The sequence below is a fragment of the Streptomyces montanus genome (genome assembly GCF_005786655.1).
Lineage (GTDB): Bacteria > Actinomycetota > Actinomycetes > Streptomycetales > Streptomycetaceae > Streptomyces > Streptomyces sporangiiformans.
Genome location: NZ_VBZC01000004.1, coordinates 130190 through 148843, shown reverse-complemented (window position 1 = coordinate 148843; position 18654 = coordinate 130190). Strand labels below are relative to the sequence as shown.

General features: G+C 68.9%; 12 protein-coding genes. 8 read left to right on the top strand and 4 right to left on the bottom strand.

The genetic code is table 11. The features are described from left to right. Positions 1-25: 25 nt before the first annotated feature. The 3 genes from FE633_RS04680 to FE633_RS04670 all read left to right on the top strand — a co-directional run bounded on the left by FE633_RS04680 (position 26) and on the right by FE633_RS04670 (position 8951). Positions 26-3067 carry a helicase-related protein gene (locus FE633_RS04680; RefSeq protein WP_138043779.1) on the top strand — a complete coding sequence of 1014 codons (3042 nt, stop codon included), beginning with the start codon at positions 26-28 and terminating at the stop codon, positions 3065-3067. Next, positions 3067-7185 (top strand): Eco57I restriction-modification methylase domain-containing protein, encoded by a 4119-nt coding sequence (locus FE633_RS04675; protein WP_138043778.1) that lies wholly within the window; start codon positions 3067-3069, stop codon positions 7183-7185. The genes FE633_RS04680 and FE633_RS04675 overlap by 1 nt, the downstream gene beginning before the upstream one ends. Before the next feature lie 119 nt (positions 7186-7304). Further along, the gene (locus FE633_RS04670) at positions 7305-8951 is read left to right on the top strand and encodes a hypothetical protein (protein ID WP_246113408.1); all 1647 of its coding nucleotides are present in this window, start codon (positions 7305-7307) and stop codon (positions 8949-8951) included. A gap of 3 nt (positions 8952-8954) precedes the next feature. Here the strand turns inward: FE633_RS04670 and FE633_RS04665 are convergent, their stop codons facing one another. Both FE633_RS04665 and FE633_RS04660 read right to left on the bottom strand, forming a co-directional pair. Beyond that, entirely contained in the window at positions 8955-9152 is a 198-nt protein-coding gene (locus FE633_RS04665; RefSeq protein ID WP_138043777.1) for a DUF397 domain-containing protein, read from the bottom strand. Next, complete coding sequence (locus tag FE633_RS04660; protein WP_138043776.1) at positions 9149-9949, bottom strand: helix-turn-helix domain-containing protein; 801 nt, start codon at positions 9947-9949, stop codon at positions 9149-9151. The genes FE633_RS04665 and FE633_RS04660 overlap by 4 nt, the downstream gene beginning before the upstream one ends. A gap of 177 nt (positions 9950-10126) precedes the next feature. Here FE633_RS04660 and FE633_RS04655 point away from each other — a divergent pair, with 177 nt between their 5' ends. From FE633_RS04655 to FE633_RS49150, 3 genes are all read left to right on the top strand, one after another. After that, a complete protein-coding gene (locus FE633_RS04655) occupies positions 10127-10549 on the top strand; it encodes an ATP-binding protein (RefSeq protein WP_138043775.1) in 423 nt (140 codons plus the stop codon). 101 nt (positions 10550-10650) lie between these two features. After that, entirely contained in the window at positions 10651-11478 is an 828-nt protein-coding gene (locus tag FE633_RS04650; RefSeq protein ID WP_138043774.1) for a hypothetical protein, read from the top strand. Beyond that, positions 11471-14656 (top strand): DEAD/DEAH box helicase, encoded by a 3186-nt coding sequence (locus tag FE633_RS49150; RefSeq protein WP_171059797.1) that lies wholly within the window; start codon positions 11471-11473, stop codon positions 14654-14656. The genes FE633_RS04650 and FE633_RS49150 overlap by 8 nt, the downstream gene beginning before the upstream one ends. Before the next feature lie 205 nt (positions 14657-14861). On the opposite strand, the gene FE633_RS04640 is transcribed toward FE633_RS49150, so the two are convergent. Next, complete coding sequence (locus FE633_RS04640; protein ID WP_138043772.1) at positions 14862-15086, bottom strand: hypothetical protein; 225 nt, start codon at positions 15084-15086, stop codon at positions 14862-14864. A 16-nt stretch (positions 15087-15102) separates the two neighbouring features. Beyond that, positions 15103-15300 (bottom strand): hypothetical protein, encoded by a 198-nt coding sequence (locus FE633_RS04635; protein WP_138043771.1) that lies wholly within the window; start codon positions 15298-15300, stop codon positions 15103-15105. Between the two features lie 67 nt (positions 15301-15367). Between FE633_RS04635 and FE633_RS04630 the strand changes: the two genes are divergently transcribed. Continuing rightward, positions 15368-17440: an AAA family ATPase gene (locus FE633_RS04630; RefSeq protein ID WP_246113407.1), complete on the top strand. Its 2073-nt coding sequence runs from the start codon at positions 15368-15370 to the stop codon at positions 17438-17440. Continuing rightward, positions 17437-18654, top strand: a complete 1218-nt coding sequence (locus tag FE633_RS04625; protein ID WP_246113406.1) for an McrC family protein — start codon at positions 17437-17439, stop codon at positions 18652-18654. Before FE633_RS04630 ends, FE633_RS04625 begins: the two co-directional genes overlap by 4 nt.

The window sequence follows — 18654 nt, the reverse complement described above, 5'->3', positions numbered from 1 at the left end:
TATGTCTCTCCCGAAAGGTCCGCCGATGCCGTCGACGAGCCAGTCCACCACCGCCGCGCCTGCCCAGGACGGCCACCCGGACTTTCCGGTGGGTCTGCTGGTGCGTGCCCGTGGCCGTGAGTGGGTCGTCCTGCCCAAGTCGACGCCCGAGCTGCTGGTGTTGCGCCCGCTCGGCGGCACGGACGACGACATCGCGGGGGTGCTGCCCGCGCTGGAAACGGTGGAGCACGCCCGTTTCGCCCCGCCGAGCCCGTCGGACCTGGGCGACCAGTCGGCGGCCGGACTGCTGCGCAGCGCCCTGAGGATCGGGTTCCGTTCGAGCGCGGGCCCGTTCCGCTCGCTCGCCGGCATCTCAGTGGAGCCGCGCCCGTACCAGCTGGTGCCGCTGCTGATGGCACTGCGCCAGGAGACCGTACGCCTGCTGATCGCGGACGACGTCGGTATCGGCAAGACGGTGGAGTCCGGACTGATCGCGGCCGAACTGCTGGCCCAGGGCGACGCCCAGGGTCTGGTGGTGCTGTGCAGTCCCGCGCTGGCCGAGCAGTGGCGGGCGGAGCTGCGCGGGAAGTTCGGCATCGACGCGGAACTGGTGCTGGCCTCGACGATAGGGCGGCTGGAGCGCAGCCGTATGTACGGGCTCTCGGTGTTCCGCCGTGACCGCAACTACGTCGTGTCGACCGACTTCATCAAGTCCCCGCGCCACCGGGACGACTTCATCAAGAACTGCCCCGACCTGGTGATCGTCGACGAGGCCCACACCTGCACCGCGGACAGCGCCCAGGGCCGCGGCAGGCAGCAGCGCCAGCAGCGGTACGCCCTCCTGCGCACCCTCGCCGACGACCCCACCCGCCATCTCCTGCTGGTCACGGCGACTCCGCACAGCGGCAAGGAGGAGCCGTTCCGCAACCTGCTGGGTCTGCTGGACAACCGGCTGGAGACGATGATCCTGGACCGCGGGGCGGGCCGCGACCTGCTCACCCAGCACTTCGTGCAGCGCCGCCGGGCGGACATCCGCGACGACTTCCGCGACGACGCGAACTTCCCGAGCGACCGCCTCTCCGCCGAGGTCGACTACACCCTGCACGCCGACTACCGCCGGCTCCTCGACGAGGTCATCACCTACGCGCGGGAGACGGTCCGCAGCGCGGACGGCGCCCTCCAGCAGCGCATCCGCTGGTGGTCCGCCCTCGCCCTGCTGCGCGCACTCGGCTCCTCCCCAGCCGCCGTCCGCAGGACCTTGCGCACCCGGGCCGGCGTGCAGGACGCCGACTCGGTGACCGAGGCCGACGCGATCGGCAGCCGGACCGTCACGGACTCCGCCGACGACGAGTCGGCCGAGTCCGCCGACGCCGTCCCCGGCACGCTGCTCGCCCCCGGCGCCACCGACCCGGACGCGGAGAGTCTGGACGAGGAGGACAAGACCCGGCTGCTGGCCATGGCCGAGGCGGCCGGAGCACTCGCGGGTCCCGCCAAGGACCGCAAGCTCAAGCAGCTGATCGCCACCGTCAAGGAGTTGCTGGACGAGGGCTACAACCCGATCGTCTTCTGCCGTTTCATCTCCACCGCCGAGTACGTCAAGGAACACCTGGACAGCGCCCTCAACAAGGGCCGCAAGACGAAGGCATACGCCGTCAAGGCCGTCACCGGCGAGCTCTCCCCCGACCAGCGCGTCGCCCGGATCGCCGAGCTGACGGAGGAGGGCGAGGACGGCGAGGCTCCCCTGGAGCAACGGGTCCTCGTGGCCACCGACTGCCTCTCCGAGGGCGTGAACCTCCAGGAGAGCTTCGACGCGGTCGTCCACTACGACCTCGCCTGGAACCCCACCCGCCACGAGCAGCGCGAGGGCCGCGTCGACCGTTTCGGCCAGCGCCGGGACCTCGTCAAGGCGGTCACGCTGTACGGCGCCGACAACGCGATCGACGGCATCGTCCTGGACGTCCTGCTGCGCAAGCACGCCCGCATCCGCAAGGCGACCGGCATCTCCGTGCCCGTCCCGGACTCCTCGGAGAACGTGATGCAGGCGGTGCTGGAGGGCCTGATCCTGCGCGGTGAGCGGCCGGAGTTCGAGCAGGAGAGCCTGTTCACGGTGGAGTCGGCGGTCGGGAAGCAGACGGCCGAGCTGCACCGGGCCTGGCAGAGCGCCGCCGAGCGGGAAACGGCCTCGCGCTCGCGGTACGCGCAGAACGCGGTGAAGAAGGACGAGGTGGCGCAGGAAGTCGCCGAGGTACGGGCGTCACTCGGCACCGGCGAGGAGGTGCGCCGCTTCACCCGCCGTGCCCTGGCCGCCCTGCGCGGCGTTCCTGGCCCCCTGCGTGGCGACGCGGACGGCTTCACGCTGAACTCGGAGGCCCTGCCGGCGGCCCTGCGCGACGCGTTCGACACGTTCCTCGGCCCCCGCCACCCCCGTCCGGTCGCCTTCCACGACGCGCCCACCGCTCCACGCGGTGAGGTGGCGCTCACCCGTACCGACCCGGTGGTGGCGTCGGTCGCCCGCTTCGTCCTCGACGCGGCGCTCGACGACCAGATGCCCCAGTGGCAGCGCCCGGCCCGCCGCTGCGGAGTGGTCCGCACGACGGCGGTCACCAAGCGCACCACGCTGCTCCTGGTCCGCTACCGCTTCCAGCTCACCCTGCCGGGCCGCGACGGCGTGAACCGGCAGCAACTGGCCGAGGACGCGCGCGTGCTGGCCTTCCGGGGCGGGGCGAACGCCCCGGAGTGGCTGCCGGAGGAGGACGCCATCGCTCTGCTGGAGGCCCGGGCCGCGCAGAACACCCAGCGTGAGTTCGCACAGCAGCGGATCGAGGGCATCCTCGGCTCGCTGGAATCGCTGATGCCGGTCCTGGAGGAGCGCGGCGAGGAGCTGGCAGCCCGTCTCCTGGACTCGCACCGCCGGGTGCGCGGCGCCTTCCGCGACGTGCGCGGCATGACGGGCCCGGTCCGTCGCGGCCTGCGCGTGGACGTCCAGGGCAGCCCGGACGTGCTCGGCGTGTACCACTATCTGCCGGTCCCCGTCCTCGACAGCACGAACGGTACGGACGAGACGACCACGAACGGGGAAGCCCGCTGATGAGCCTCGCGAAGACCATCGTCACCGACTCCGTCCTCACCGTCGGCGGTCTCCTGCCGCCGGACACGCTGACCCGTGTACGTGACGGCAAGGACATCCCCGGCGCCCAGCCCTCCGACTACGGCCTGTTCGCCGCCAACGACACGGTCCGGGACGCGGCCGAGCGTTCGTGGGCGTATCTGAAGGGTGTGTGGGCGGCCTACCAGGACGGTCTGGTCAAGGAAGGCGCGGACAAGAACGAGGCCATCGCGGCAGTGGGCCTGACCGTCGAGCGCTGGCTGCTGCCGCTGTTCGAGCAGCTGGGCTACGGCCGCCTGCCGGACGGTCCGACGGAGGGGCTGCCGTCGGCGGACGGCGAGAAGAGGTTCGCGGTCAGCCATGTATGGCAGGGTGTGCCGGTCCACCTGACCGGCTGGAACGTGGCGTTGGACGGCCGGGGCGCGATCCCCCAGCCGCTGGTCCAGGAGTACCTCAACCGCAGCGGCGAGCAGGCGCTGTGGGGCATGGTCTCCAACGGCCGCCTGGTCCGCCTGCTGCGCGACTCGACGTCGATGGTCGGCTCGGCATACGTCGAGTTCGACCTGGAGGGCATCTTCGAGGGTGACCGCTTCGCCGACTTCCTCCTCCTGTGGCGCCTGACCCACCGCTCCCGCCTCGAACCGCACAGCGAGCCGGGCCCGGCCGGCTGCTGGCTGGAGAAGTGGCGCACGGAGGCGATCGCCAGCGGCACGCGCGCGCTGAACCAGCTCCGGCTGGGCGTGGAGAAGGCCCTGGTGACCCTCGGCAGCGGCTTCATCGCCCACCCCGCCAACACGAAGCTCCGCGAGAAGCTGCACGAGTCCGAGGTGACGGTCCGGGACATGCACCCGGCGCTGCTGCACCTCGTCTACCGCCTGCTGTTCCTGTTCGTGGCGGAGGACCGGGGCCTGCTGATCCCGGAGGACGCCCCGGCGAAGGCCCGCGAACGCTACGAGAACTACTTCTCCACGGCCCGCCTCCGCCGCACGGCCATCCGCCGCACGGGCGGTCCGCACGGCGACCAGTGGCACGCGCTGAACCTGGTCCTGAAGGGCCTGGGCACGGAGGGCGGCCGCCCGGAGCTGGGCCTGCCGGGCCTCGGCGGCCTGTTCGAGCGTACAGAGTCGGACAAGGTCCTGGAAGGCCTGGAACTGCCGAACGAGGCGCTCTTCACAGCGATCAAGGCCCTGTCGGTCGTCATCGACCCCAAGCTCAACCGCCCGCGCCGCGTGGACTACCGCCACCTGGGCGCGGAGGAACTGGGCTCGATCTACGAGTCCCTCCTTGAACTGGTCCCGCGCTTCAACCCGGCGGCCAACACCTTCGAGCTGCGCACGCTGGCGGGCAACGAGCGCAAGACGACGGGCTCGTACTACACCCCGTCCTCACTCATCGACTGCCTGCTGGACTCCGCGCTGGACCCGGTCATAGACGACGCGGTCAAGTCGGGCACGACCCGGGAGGAGCAGGAGGCGGCACTGCTCCGCCTGACGGTCTGCGACCCGGCGTGCGGCTCCGGCCACTTCCTGGTGGCGGCGGCCCGGCGTATCGCGAAGCGCCTGGCATCGGTTCGGACGGACTCGCCCGAGCCGAGTGCCGAGGACACGCGGACGGCACTGCGGGACGTGATCAGCCGCTGCATCTACGGCGTCGACCTGAACCCGATGGCTGTGGAGCTGGCGAAGGTCTCCCTGTGGATCGAGTCCTTGGAGCCGGGCAAGGCGCTCAGCTTCCTCGACTCGCACGTCAAGCACGGCAACGGGCTGGTGGGCGCGACGCCGAAGCTGCTGGAGGACGGGCTCCCGGACGACGCGTTCAAGGTGATCGAGGGGGACGACAAGACATGGGTGACGAAGCTTCGTAAGCGGAATCTCGCTGAGCGGGTGGCCTGGGAGACGCGGAAGAAGGGCGTCCACCAGGGCGAGCTGTTCTCGTCGACGACCGCGCTGGCCGCGTCCAACGTGAAGATCGCGCGGGAGGCCGCGAAGATCACGAACGCGCGGAATGATGAGCTGGAGTACGTCCATCGGCAGAGGGACGCGTACTTGGAGCTAACCGAGGATCCCGACTCGGAGTACGTACGGGAGCGGGAGCTCGCCGATGCGTGGTGCGCGGCGTTCGTGTGGGAGAAGACCGAGGAGGCGCGTCCGCCGGCGCTGACGTTGCAGGGGCTGCTCGACCTGCGGGAGGGCGGCTGGGCGAAGCTGCCGGAGGGGTCGCGGAAGAAGGTCGCGGACCTGCGGGAGGAGTACCGGTTCTTCCACTGGCATCTGGAGTTTCCCGAGGTGTTCTCGGTGCCGGAGGATGCGGATGGCTCGGCCGTGGGGGTGGATGAGCGGACCGGGTGGGGCGGGGGGTTCAGTTGTGTGCTGGGGAATCCGCCGTGGGAGACCCTTGAGTTCCAGGAGCAGGAGTTCTTCGCCACGCGGCGGTCAGAGATCGCGGAGGCTGCGAATCAGGCGGCACGACAGCGGCTGATCGCTGCGCTGGCTACGAGCGAGGAGCGGGCGGATCGGAAGCTGCACGCGGAGTACGCGGCGGCCAAGCGTGTTGGTGCCGGGTTCAGCCATCTGTGCAAGGACTCGGGCCGCTTTCCGTTGTCGGCGCGGGGAAAGCTGAACACGTATCCGCTCTTCGCTGAGGCAGCATCCCAGGGAATCGCACCCCATGGGCGGTTCGGTCAGGTACTGCCCACGGGAATCGCCACCGACGCGTCGACGGCCCCTTTCTTTTCCGATCTGGTGCGCAGCGGACGGCTCGGGTCCGTCCTGGACTTCGACAATGAGGCTTACCTTCTTAGCCAAGCCGTTCACCACGACACTCGATTCTGTCTCTTGACGGCCGCGGGAACGGGACAACGTGTGCTTGACACGTCATTTGCGTTTAGGGTCCGCTACATGGAGGATCTACCCGGCCGCCGCTTCGCAATGCCGCCCGACGAAGTTCTCCTCGTAAACCCCAACTCGGGCACGTTGCCCCTGTTCCGTTCACGCAATGATGCAGAGATCACGTTCGGAATCTACCGCCGGATCCCTGTTCTCATAAAGGAGGGTGCCCCAGACGGAAACCCCTGGGATCTCACCTTTCGCCAAGGCCTTTTCAATATGTCCTCAAACTCAGGTACGTTCCGCACGCACGACGAGTTGACGGTCGACGGATGGGCCCTGAAGGGCAACGTCTTCGAGCGGGGCGGCGAGCGCTACCTCCCGCTCTACGAGGCGAAGATGCTTTACCACTTCGACCATCGGCTCGGCACGTACGAGGGCCAGACCGAGGCGCAGGCCAACATGGGGACGCTACCTCGGGTGACGCCGGAGCAGCACGATGATCCGGGATTCGTGCCGATGCCGCGGTACTGGGTGCCGGAGTTCGATGTGGATGCGGGAAGGAAGGACAGGAAGGGCAAGCCGGTCCTGGAGGCTGGGGTGGCTTCGCGGTTGGCGGAGCGGAAGTGGCACAGTGGCTGGCTCATGGGCTGGCGAGACGTAACCAACGCCGCTAACGAACGCACAGTAATCCCGTCACTGTTTCCGGCCCACGCGGCTGGCCACACCATTCCTATCGCCTTTCCGAGAGACGCGGTTCACGCAGCACTGCTTCAGGCGTGTCTATCCTCCTTCGTCGTTGACTTCGCAGCCAGGCAGAAGATCTCCGGTAAGCACCTGACATACGGCTACCTGTACCAACTCCCCGTTCCTGCGCCGTCGACTTTCGAAGACTGGACCACGGACACCACCTGGATCACGTCTCGCATCGCCGAACTCGTTTACACGGCGTATGACATGAGCGATTTCGCTAAAGAACTGGGCGTACCCCCGGGCGGACCATTCCGCTGGGACGAGGAGCGCCGCTCCCGCATCCGTGCCGAGCTGGACGCCGCCATGTTCCACCTCTATGGCCTTGATCGCGCCGAAGTCGACTACGTCATGGAGACCTTCAACCTCGTCAAACAGGATGACGAGGCCACCCACGGCACCTACCGCACCAAGACCCTGATCCTCGACATCTACGACCACATAGCCGAAGCCCAGCGAACCGGCACCCCCTACCAGACCCTCCTCGACCCACCCCCCGGCCAGGGCCCCCGCCACCCGGCGTAACCCGAACCACGCCCACTCCCCATCCCGCCTGAGCACCCCCACCGGCGCGCCGCAAGCCCGCAGCGCGCCGCACTCGGCGTCTCCATCGCCCGCCCACAACACCGCACAGGCAGCCGCATATGGAACCCCGCAACTACCGCATGGTCGTCTCGACCACGCAGGACTTTGTCAACACCTCCGCCGAAGTGGACCGCCAACTGCACCACTGGTTAGGCGAGATGAAGCGCTACAACACCTCCGCCCTGGACGAGGGCCGCAACGAGATAGCCAAGGGCGTCACCCTCGACCACGACGTCACAGCCGGCCGGCACGGCTCGTACTCCCGCTGGCGTCTGCGCGAGACCAAGGACCCCGCCCAGGGCACATGGCAGTCCACCCTGGTCGTCCGCTCGGGCAACCGCAACGACAACCGCCGCACCTGGCTCCAGGTCGACATCGAACACCAACCGGCCCCAGGCCAGCGCCCCATCCGGGCCAACACCCCCGGCATAGCCAAGCTGCTCCTCGACGCCCTCCCCACGCAGGACGGACTCGCCGACGTCGGCACGGTCCCGAAGTTCATCGAGCCGGACGACGTCGAGGAGGTCATCGAGGAACTCTGCGAGCCGCACCGCAGACTCCCCGTCATCGTGGCGAGCGTCCCCTACGGTCAGGACGCCGAGGCCTGGACGCAGAAGATCGTCGAACCGGTCTTCCGTCACCTCAGCGGCCTCGCCGTGATGTATGTCCTCGGACCCGAAGCACAGCAAGCCTTCAACAGCACCCTGGAATACCACCCCGTCTTCGGCGGCGGTATCCGTACGTACCGCCCCGGCGTCGACCCCGCCTGGCAACCCGACGCCCAGCGCCACCCGGTGATGTCCCGGACCACCATCGAGGCGAACCCCCACCGCGCGGCCGGCATACTCGCCTCGCTCCCCCAACGGCTGGCCCTGAGACACCCCCTTCCACAGCCCCTGGACACCCTCCCCGTCCAGCGCACCCGCCCCCGCCCGGCCGCCGACGACTCCAGCCTCAAGGAACTGCGCGGTGAGCTCAGGTCGGCCGAGGCGCTGCTCGAGGAGGCGGAACAGCGCGAGGAAGCCCGCGACGAGGAGATCCGTGACTTCCGTCAGCAGCTGAAGCAGGCCGAAGACCGGGACTTCGAACAGATCGTCGAGAACGACCAGCTCTACGGCGACCTCCAGGACGCCCGCAACAAGATCCGCTTCTTGCAGAAGCAGCTCGAAGAGGCCGGCCTCCACGCGCTCGTCCACACCTCGCCTCCGCAACCGGCCGACCGGCCCGTCACCTTCACCGAAATCCTGGACCGCATGGGCGAGTTCCCGCACCTGCGCTTCACGGGCAACGCCAAAAAGGCCAAGGAGCTCGACGCCCAGTGCATCGGCAACTGGGTCACCGTCGCCTGGGACGCCCTTCGCGCCCTCAACGACTACGCCGCCGCCTCCGCCGCAGGCACCACGGGCGGCGACTTCCGTCACTGGTGCGACAACCTGCCGGACGACTGCGAGAACCCCTTCCCCTCCGGCAAGGTCAAGATGAAGGAGTCCGAGACGGTGGGGAACAACACGGACTGGCGCCGCCAGCGCACGTTCCCCGTACCGAAGACCGTCGACCACAAGGGCAAGCTGTTCATGCAGGCACACCTGCGCATCGGTGGAGGCAACACCGTGTCGCCGCGACTGTACTTCCACGACGACGGCCCCGGCACCGGGTTCGTGTACGTCGGGTACATCGGCCCGCACCCGGACAACACGCAGACGTGATCGTCAGCGTGTGACGGCGAACCGTACGAACGCGTCCCACTCCAGGGCACCGAATGCCAGCTGAGCACGGGCGGGTGCCTTGGAGTCGCGGACGTGGACGGTGCCGGGCGTCGCGGCGGCCTCAAGGCATTCGCCGCCCTCGGCACCGCTGTAACTGCTCTTGAACCAGGTGAGTTCGGGCGAGATGGTGTCAGTGCTCATCGCTCTCCCAACAGTTCCTGCATCAGGGCGAGGGACTCACTCGGGGTAAGGGCCTGCCCACGAATGCTTCCGTAGCGCGCGGCCAGGATACGCACTTCCTCGGGGTCAGTGATCAACTGGCCGGCTCCCTGCACTTCCAGGTATGCGACCTGCGCCTTCCCCTTGGGCGTCAGCAGGATGAATGGCCCGTCCACCCCGGAGTTCTCCTCACAGTCCAGCGGCAGCACTTGCAGGGTGATGTTGCGCAGCCGACCGAGCTTCGACAGATGCTCCAACTGCCCTTGGCGCACCTTGAGCCCTCCGAGTTTCCGCCGTAGCACGGACTCGTCGATGACGGCCGTGACCATGGGCGGCGGCCACCCCGTAAGGATCTCCTGCCGTGCCAGTCGTGAGACCACCCTCTGTTCGATGGTCTCCTCGGACAGCAGCGGCTGTCGACCGTTCAGCAAGGTCCGAATGAAGTCCTCGGTCTGCAACAAGCCGGGCGGCGCAAGGGTGCTGTAAAAGTTGATCTCAACGGCACTCGACTCCAACCGCGCATAATCCTTGAACCACGCCGGATGCCGAACCCTCGCCTTCGCCTTGGCCTTCTCGATGTCCTCGATCGTGGCCTTCAACAACCCACCGGCACCGAGCAGTTCATCCGCCGCCACCAGAAACTCAGCCTGCGGCGTCCGTCTCCCCCGCTCCAGCGAGGAGACCAGATCCTCGCTGTACCCCAGCCGGTCCCCCAACTCCTTCTGCGTGAACCCCGCCCGCTCCCGCAGCAGCTTCACCTGCTTGCCGACCGCCCGCATCAGGTCACCGCTCAGCTCGCCCTCGTCGTACGACTCCCGCTCCTCGGACACCACCCAGTACCCCCTGTCAGGTCACGGCCGACACCCGGTACGGCACACGTTCCGTACCGGTACAGACACCCTCCATACCGGAGGAATCACTGATCAGCGTAGAGCGCCCCGACCACACTCGGTGACATGAAGTCACAGATCTCCACCCTCCACTTCACTCAGCTCCTCAGCGCCGCCCGCCTGGCCCGTCTGCTGACGACTCACCAGCTCACCGAATGGGGCTGGCCTCCCTACTGCACGACCAGCGAGTCCGCCGCCCTGGTCGTCGGCGAGCTCGCCGCGAACGCTGTGACCCACGGCCGGGTGAGAGGCCGCTGCTTCCGCCTCACCCTCGCCATGGACGCCCCGGACACGCTCCGTGTCGAGGTGGCCGACCTACGAGGCGACCGCCGACCCCAGCCCCGTACCGGCACCGCCCCCGCCGCCCTCGACCTCACCGCCGAATCAGGGCGCGGCCTGCTTGTCGTGGACGCGCTCGCCGCCCGCTGGGGTACGGCCCCCTACCCGCCCTCCGGCAAGACCGTCTGGGCATGTCTCCCACTCTCCTGACCGCGAATACGAGACAGTCCGTCCACAGGCGGACACGGGGCGTGGACAACCCCAGGGGGAGGTGGAGAGAATTCTGATCACGTTGTGGAAGGGACATGCACGTGGGGGAAAGCAGCGCCTTCGGCGGCGCCGTGCCGCGCTTACCGGGCGGGCTCGAGGTGTACGCCGGCGAGGACGGGGCCGTGACGTGGAGCGGCGTCGAGTTGACGGTCGACGTGATGCGGGAGTTACAGGCGGGGCCGTGGGCCGAGCGGGCCGGCGATCTCACGGCCACACGCGACATCGTCACCGAGTTACGGTCCCTGGCCACGACCGACATGGAGACCGCGTTCATCGGCACTCTGCTCGCGACCGAGCCGGAGCCGAAGGACTGGCAGTACGGCGAGGCCCTCGCCGAGGTGCTGTTGGAACACTGGCACGGGGCCGTGTGGCTGTGGGACGGTGCCCGGGACCGGCGGACCCGCAAGGCGAGCCTGCCGGGTGCCGACCTGGTCGGCCTGTGCGTGGCGGACGGTTCGGCCACGCTACTGTTCGGCGAGGTCAAGTCGTCGTCGGAGGCGAAGAGCCCGCCGCAGGTCGTGACCGGCAAGACGGACGGCATGATCGAGCAGCTCAAGCGGCTCACTCAGATCAACGACCACATGACGCTCCTGAAGTGGCTGCGCCACCGCTGCCGGACCGAGGAGCACATCAGCGCGTATCAGACCGCCGCCCGTCGTTTCATCGGCTCCGCAGGCAAGGACTTCCGGCTTTTCGGTTGTCTGGTCCGGGACACCGCGCCCTTGGCGTCAGATCTGAGCGGTCCCGCCACCGAGCTCGCCAAGACGGTCGTAGAGCCCATGCACGCCCTGCTGACCGCCTGGTACCTGCCGATCGCCAAGGCCACCTGGCCCACGCATGCGGCGGCGGGGGTGGGTGACAGTGGCTGATCTCGGCTGGCTGGAAGGCGCGCTCGACCCCGGGCTCGTACAGGAGGCGGGTGAACGAGCGCAGCGCGTGCTCATCGGTTCCGCTCTTCGGGCCGTGCACGGGGAGGTTCCCGAGGGCTCCCCAAACAGCCGCGAGGCGGTCGACTTCGCGGTGGACGCCCTGGATCTGCTCGCGTGGGACGCGATCGCGCAGGATCCGAAGGCGGAGTCCACGCGGCGGTTGTGCGCGCAGATGTTCGCCCTGGCGCGAGCCCGGCTGCCGGAGGGGGACTCTCCCGAGGCACGGCTCGAACTGCTGCGCACGGCCTGCCTTGGCTGGATCGCCGACGAGACCCCGCTCGCGGCCCGGCTGCTCGCGGACGTCGAGCTGCCCTCAGTACCGGATCCGCAGGAGGACTGGGAGTCCCGCATCCGGCGCGGGGCGGCCGACGCGTGGCTGCTGCTGCTCCGCAAGCGCGGGTGGGACGATCTCGACGCGCTGGACCATCTCGTGGCACGGCTGCGGAGCGAGCAGACGGGAGCGGAGGAGCCGTACCTGTCGGCGGCCGGTGAGGACGCCCGGCCCGCCGCCTGGGCGCTGGCAGCCCACTATCACCTGCTGAAGACGGCGGAGCTGCTCGCCGAGTACCTGGCGACCGGGAGCCTTCTGCGCCAGAGTCGCCCGAGTCGTCACTACGGCGTACGCGAGCGCGTGCAGTCGCACTGCGACCGTGCCCTGGAGGCGGCCACCGCCTCGGCCGACCCCGATCTCGAAGTGCTCGTACGGCTGCTGACCGCCACGGCGGACCAGATCATCGACAACAGCCTGTGGACGGTGGCGCGCGCGGTCAGCCCGGAGGTGAACGCCTTCGTGGCCTCCCTCGTCGACCGGGGCCGGCCGCGCCCGATCTTCGAGGTGCTGCCGCCGCAACGCATCGCCCTCGCCGAGCAGGGCCTGATCCGGACGGCGCACCGGAGTGTCGTGGTCAGCCTGCCGACCAGCGCGGGCAAGACACTGATCGCCCAGTTCCGGATCCTCCAGGCACTCAACGCGTATGACAAGCAGCGGGGCTGGGTCGCGTACATCGCCCCGAACCGGGCGCTGGTCAACCAGGTGACCCGGCGCCTGCGCCGCGACTTCGCCGATCTCGGCATCGGGGTGGAACGGGTCAGTCCCGCCCTGGAGTTCGACGGCCTGGAAGAGGACATGCTCACCGACCGCGGTGAGCGGCAGTTCCGGGTACTGGTCTCCACGCCCGAGAAACTGGATCTGCTGCTGCGGTCGGGTTGGCAGGAGAAGATCGCCCGTCCGTTGTGTCTGGTCGTGGCCGACGAGGCGCACCATCTGGGGGTCGACGAGCGCGGGATCAAGCTGGAGTTGCTGCTGGCGACCGTCAACCGGGAGGCCCAGGACGCGGGGTTCCTGCTGCTCACACCCTTCATCGACAACGGTGACGTCATCGCCGAGTGGCTGGACAGCAGCAGCCGGCAGTCGGTCGGACTGTCCGTGGACTGGACTCCGAACGACCGCATCCTGGCACTGGCGCGACGCAGGCGTGCCTCGGGCAACGGCGGCTTCCAGGTGGAGCTGGAGCCCCTGGTCACCAGCCGGGGCACGCTCAGCGTCCCCGATCTCCTACCCCTGGACGGGAACCGGCCGCTCCGTATGTCCTGGTCACAGGCCGGCAGCCCGACCAAGCTCGCCGCGGCCACGGCGGCGATCCTGGCCCCGCGAGGGCAGACCATCACGCTCGCCGGACGGCCCGACTACGCCTGGACGATCGCCAAGAGCATCGCGGGCGGCCGACCGGACCTGACGGAGGTGAGCGAGGACCTGAGAGCCGTACAGGAGGTCGTGGCGGAGGAGTTCGGGGCGGGCTTCCCGCTGGTGGGGATGCTCGCGAAGGGTATCGGCATCCATCACCGGGGGCTGCCGGAGGACATCCGTACGGTGACGGAGTTCCTGATGGAATCCGGTGACCTGACCCATCTGGTGGCCACGACGACCGTTGCGGCAGGCGTCAACTTCCCGGTGGCGAACGTGGTCCTGGCGTCCCACCAGTACCCGTACGGCAACGACATGCCCGCCTCCGACTTCTGGAACCTGGCAGGACGCGCGGGCCGGGTCGAGCAAGGCGAGGTGGGCCTGATCGCCCTGGCCGCGCCGGACGAAGTACGGGCCGGGCAGTTGCGCGCCTTCGTCAGCCGTAAGGTGGCGGACCTCAACTCCACCCTCGTCGACATGGTGGAGAAGGCTCTGGCCAGCCTTGGCCACCTCGACCTGCACGTCCTCGCCCACATCCCGGAGTGGTCCGCCTTCGTGCAGTACCTGGCCCACACGTACCGGCAGATCGGGGACCACGAGGAGTTCGCCGAGGAGATCGAGCAGATCCTGCGCGGCACTCTGGGGTTCCAGGACCTGCGGCGCAAGGACCGAAGCTGGGCAGCGGAACTGACCCGCAGCGTACGGGTGTACGCGGAGCGGCTGACCGGCAAGGCACTCACCCTGGTCGACAGCACCGGCTTCTCGTGGGAGAGCGTCGAGGCCACCCTCGGCAGGCTGAGCGACGCGCGGATCGACCGCGAGGTGTGGGCCCAGCCGCTCTTCCAGGGCGACCGGCGGCCCCTCGCCCAGCTCATCGGCCTCATGCTGGAGGTGCCCGAGCTCCGCAAGGGCCTGGCCGAGATCGCCAAGGACCACGACGGCCGCAGCGGGGACTTCATCGCGCGGGTCATGCAGGACTGGGTGAACGGGGCTACCGTCACGCAGCTGGCCGCCGACCACTTCAAGAAGGCCGGCGACTCCGACGACCTCAAGGCGATCACCAAGTGCTGCCAACGCCTTTTCGGAGACATGGCGCCCACCGTCTCCTGGGGCCTGTCGGCCCTCCAGTCCCTCACGCTGGGCCAGGAGTTCTCGACAATGGCCCCCGAGACGCAACGCGAACTACGCAACATCCCGTCGTACGCCTTCTACGGAGTCCACTCCGAGGAGGCGATCGCAATGCGACTCGCCGGGGTGCCTCGGTCGGCGGCGGCCCGAATGGCCACAGCGACCGTCGGCGAGGGGGGCCTCGCAGGCCCCGCCGAGGCCCGCACCCGACTCACCACGCTGCCCGAAGCGGCCTGGCAGTCGGCGCTGGGCCCGAAGGGCTCGGCCTACCGGAGGGTCTGGCGGATCCTTGACGGAGTGCAGTGAGCGCGGGCCACGGCTCTCGCAGTACCGCCGCTCAGCGGACGCAGGACGCCCACAGCACGTACGCCCGCCGGGCCTCGGCGAGAAACGCGTCGGTGGCGGCCGCCGCGCCGCACGAGTCCACTGTTGTGGCGACCACGGTCCGCAGGTGATCGGCGCTGATCCGGATCCGATCCTGCCGAGCGTCGTGCTGCCGTGCGGTGAGAGCCTAATCCCGCACCCACATGTCCTCGAGAGTCTTGTCCTTCGGGTCCTCCGCGTCGTGCACGGTCGGAATGCGAGGCGGGACGTCCTCGGTGAGGCGGGGCACGCACCACTCCTTGGCGTCGTCGACCAGGTCATCGGTCTCCCCCTCGAGGATGCGATTCACCACCGCCCGGTCCGCCTCCGAGCGGGCCACTCGGGCGGCGAGCGCGTCGAGCCGGTCGAGCACGGCCGGGACGGCCAGGTCATCGCGGCGGCGCAGCAGGACGCCGAGTTCGCCGGCCGCCTTCCGGCCGGACTCCTGTGCGCGGTCGGATCCGCTCGTTGCAGCGCTCGATCTCGTCGAAGGCCCGCTGTACCGCCCGCACGGCCTCCTCCACGCTCCGCAGACCTCGGTCCGGGTCGTCCTCGTACGCCTTGGTCATCTTGGTCGCGTCGGTCACGCTTGTACCCCCACCCACCGTTTCCCCTTCCCCTGACTGGATCATAGAGAGCTCCGAGGACCACCCCATGCCCACCCTGACCGCCCGCACCAAACCCCGCACCCGCCGGTCCATGGAACTCCTGGCCGAGCGCCCAGACGGCCTGCACTTCAGCGAGCTGTGGCAACTCGTCCTGGCGGAACTGCCGCTCGCCGACGAGGACGCCGAGCGGCTGAAGAGCGGTGACACCAAGGGCGAGAACGCCTGGAAGTGGCAGACGTCCGACCTGGTGATGGCGGGATGGCTGCGCAAGAACAACGGGTTCTGGCGCATCACAGCACTGGGGCGCGAAGCGCTCCGGGAGCATCCGGACGCGACGGACTTCTACGACGGGGCCCGCGCCGCGTACAACTACTGGCAGACCCACCGGCACGGCTTCGCGTACGCGCAGAAGCTCGTCGGGGCCATACCGGCGGAGCGCTGGCTCGATCTCGACACACTGGCGGCGGAGACGCGACTCGACCGAAGGCCACTCGCCCATTGGTTGTGGGGGGCCAGGCCCAAGGGAGCCCAGTGGGTGCACGACGCCCAGGCCACCGTTGCCCCGGAAGTCTGGGCCGACGACACCGAAAGGGCCGAGTTTTTTGCCGAGTTGGACGATTGGGAGCGGTACGGCGAAGAACCTCGCCCTATCGACGTGGCCGAGTTGCAAACACTGCTGACGCAGGAGGATACGAAAGCGCCGCATGCACCCAGCGCTTGGCTGCTGCGGGGTGTCTACGCGAACGACGCGCTTGGCTGGTTTGCAGAGGGGTTCTGTCAGCTGGCCGCCGACCGCCTCGGGTACGTGGACGGCCCGACCTCCGCGGAGGAACTACGGCTTCGGGTCGAAGAGGGATACCGGCATCTTCCCACCAGCCAGCGAGAGGAACTGACTGCGACGTTCCAAACCTTCCTGAACCGCATGCACCCAGGAGACCTGGTCTGCACCCTCAACGAGGGCGCTTTCTACCTTGGAACGATCACCGGCCCCGCCGAATATGGGAACGACGGTACTCCTCCCCTCTTGCAGCGCGACGTGGACTGGATGGACGTGGCGATTGCCCAGGCCGATCTCCCGGAGGAAGTGCAGGGCCGTCTCGCCAGTCAGCACGACATCGTCGACATGACCTCGCTGATGGACGTCCTTACCGGACTGACCCCCATTGCGCACCCGGACGACGACTCGCGGGCGGAACAGGCCGAGGCTGAGGGACCGAGCCGCAGTGGACGCGAACTGCGGCTGCCCGACCCGACGTTGGCTGAGGAGCTGCTGGTCACCGCCGACTGGCTCACCGAGGTACGCGACCTCCTTCAGGACCGCCAGCAAGTGATCTTCTACGGCCCTCCCGGCACCGGCAAGACCTACCTCGCCCAGCACATAGCCGAGCACCTGGCTGGCGACCCCCGAGCGGTGAAGCTGGTCCAGTTCCACCCGTCGTACGCCTACGAGGACTTCTTCGAGGGCTTCCGGCCCGCCGTCAGGTCGGAGGACGGCACCGGAACGCTCACCTTCGCCCTGCGCCCCGGTCCCTTCCGCAAGCTGGTGGACCTGGCGGAGGAGGACCCTTCGACGCCTTACTTCCTGATCATCGACGAGATCAACCGGGCCAACCTCGCCAAGGTCTTCGGCGAGCTGTACTTCGTGCTCGAGTACCGTAACCGGCCCGTGGACCTGCAGTACTCGGGCGAGTTCCACCTCCCCCGCAACGTGTTCGTCATCGGCACGATGAACACCGCCGACCGCTCCATCGCCCTGGTCGACGCGGCCATGCGGCGCAGGTTCGCTTTCGTCGCGCTGCACCCGGACGAGGAGCCGACGGACGGCATGCTGGCCCGGTGGATCGAGCAACGGACGAAGGACGGCCAGATCACGCCCGCCGAAGACGTGGCGGCCCTGCACCAGGAGCTCAACCGCCGGATCGAGGACAAGGACTTCCGCATCGGGCCCTCGTACTTGATGCGCCCCTCGGTCTACGCGGCCGGCGGGCTGAAACGGCTGTGGCGCACCGCGATTCTGCCCCTGCTGGAGGAGCACCACTACGGCGACGACTCGGTGAACGTCGAGGCCCGGTACGGCCTGGCCGCTTTGCGGCGCGCGGTCTCGGGCGGCGGCTCGTGACAGAGGATGCCGAGCGGATCGTCGTTCTCCGGGAGCACGGGCCGTGGACGGACGTGATGATCGACCCGGCGGCGGGACGCACGCTCGCCACGACCGATCTCGTGGACGCCCGGCCAGATCCGCACACGCCGGGTGATCCGCGGCGCTGGCAGGTACGGGCGCGGTCGAAGGTGGGAACCGTCCGGATCGGCGGTGTCCAGCTGACGATCACCCCGAAATTGGCGGTGCGCCGGCTGTTCTTCCTCCTCGGATACGCCCTCGATCCCGGCGCGCACTGGGGCCACGGCGACGGGGACGTCCTGGTGGGCGGCCACGACGACCTCCTGCCGGCCATTGCCCACGCCTTCGAGCGCCAGACTGAACGAGCCCTGCGGCGGGGATTGTTGCAGGGCTACCAGCACACGGAGGACGCGCTGTCCGTCCTGCGTGGGCGGATCAGGGAGTCGGAGCAGATGCGCAGGCGGTACGGCATCCCCGTGCCGGTCGAGGTCGGCTTCGACGAGTACACGGTCGACATCCCGGAGAACCGGCTGCTGCTCGCCGCCGTGGACCGGCTGGTGCGGTTGCCGGGTATCTCCGGTGACATCCGCGGGAGGCTTCTGCGGCTGCGGCGGCGACTGGACGGCGTCGACTGCCTGCGACGCGGAGCGCCCCTGCCGGAGTGGGCTCCATCCCGCCTCAACAAACGTTACGTGCCCGCCCTTCGGCTGGCCGAGCTGATCCTTCGCGAAGCCTCCATCGAGCAGCGCGGCACGGACACGGCGGTCAGCGGTTTCCTGCTCGACCTCGCAAAGGTCTTCGAGGACTTCGTGTCCATGGCATTGCGGGAGGCACTGCGCCCGCTCGGCGGGCGGTGCCGGTTCCAGGCACACCACCATCTGGACGAGGCCGCCGCGGTACTGCTCAAGCCGGACCTGGTCTGGTACGACGACGCCGGGCGGCCGCTGGGGGTCGCGGATGCCAAGTACAAGGCGGAGAAGGAGAAGGAAGGGCACCCGAACGCGGATCTCTACCAGATGCTCGCCTACTGCACCGTGCTGGGACTGCCATCGGGGCACCTCGTATACGCACAGGGCCGCGCCCCCATGGCCTCCCACCGGGTGCGCGAGGCCGGGGTCGTCATCACCCGGCATGGGCTCGATCTCGATCAGGATCCGACGGTTGTTCTTGCAGGGATGGCCCGGATCGCGGAGCACGTGGCCGGGGCGCAGTGA

Excerpts from the sequence above, each read along its gene's own strand:
- FE633_RS04680 (WP_138043779.1), top strand. The coding sequence starts at position 26 with ATGCCGTCGACGAGCCAGTCCACCACCGCCGCGCCTGCCCAGGACGGC.
- FE633_RS04675 (WP_138043778.1), top strand. The coding sequence starts at position 3,067 with ATGAGCCTCGCGAAGACCATCGTCACCGACTCCGTCCTCACCGTCGGC.
- FE633_RS04670 (WP_246113408.1), top strand. The coding sequence starts at position 7,305 with ATGGAACCCCGCAACTACCGCATGGTCGTCTCGACCACGCAGGACTTT.
- FE633_RS04665 (WP_138043777.1), bottom strand. The coding sequence starts at position 9,152 with ATGAGCACTGACACCATCTCGCCCGAACTCACCTGGTTCAAGAGCAGT.
- FE633_RS04660 (WP_138043776.1), bottom strand. The coding sequence starts at position 9,949 with ATGCGGGCGGTCGGCAAGCAGGTGAAGCTGCTGCGGGAGCGGGCGGGG.
- FE633_RS04655 (WP_138043775.1), top strand. The coding sequence starts at position 10,127 with ATGAAGTCACAGATCTCCACCCTCCACTTCACTCAGCTCCTCAGCGCC.
- FE633_RS04630 (WP_246113407.1), top strand. The coding sequence starts at position 15,368 with ATGCCCACCCTGACCGCCCGCACCAAACCCCGCACCCGCCGGTCCATG.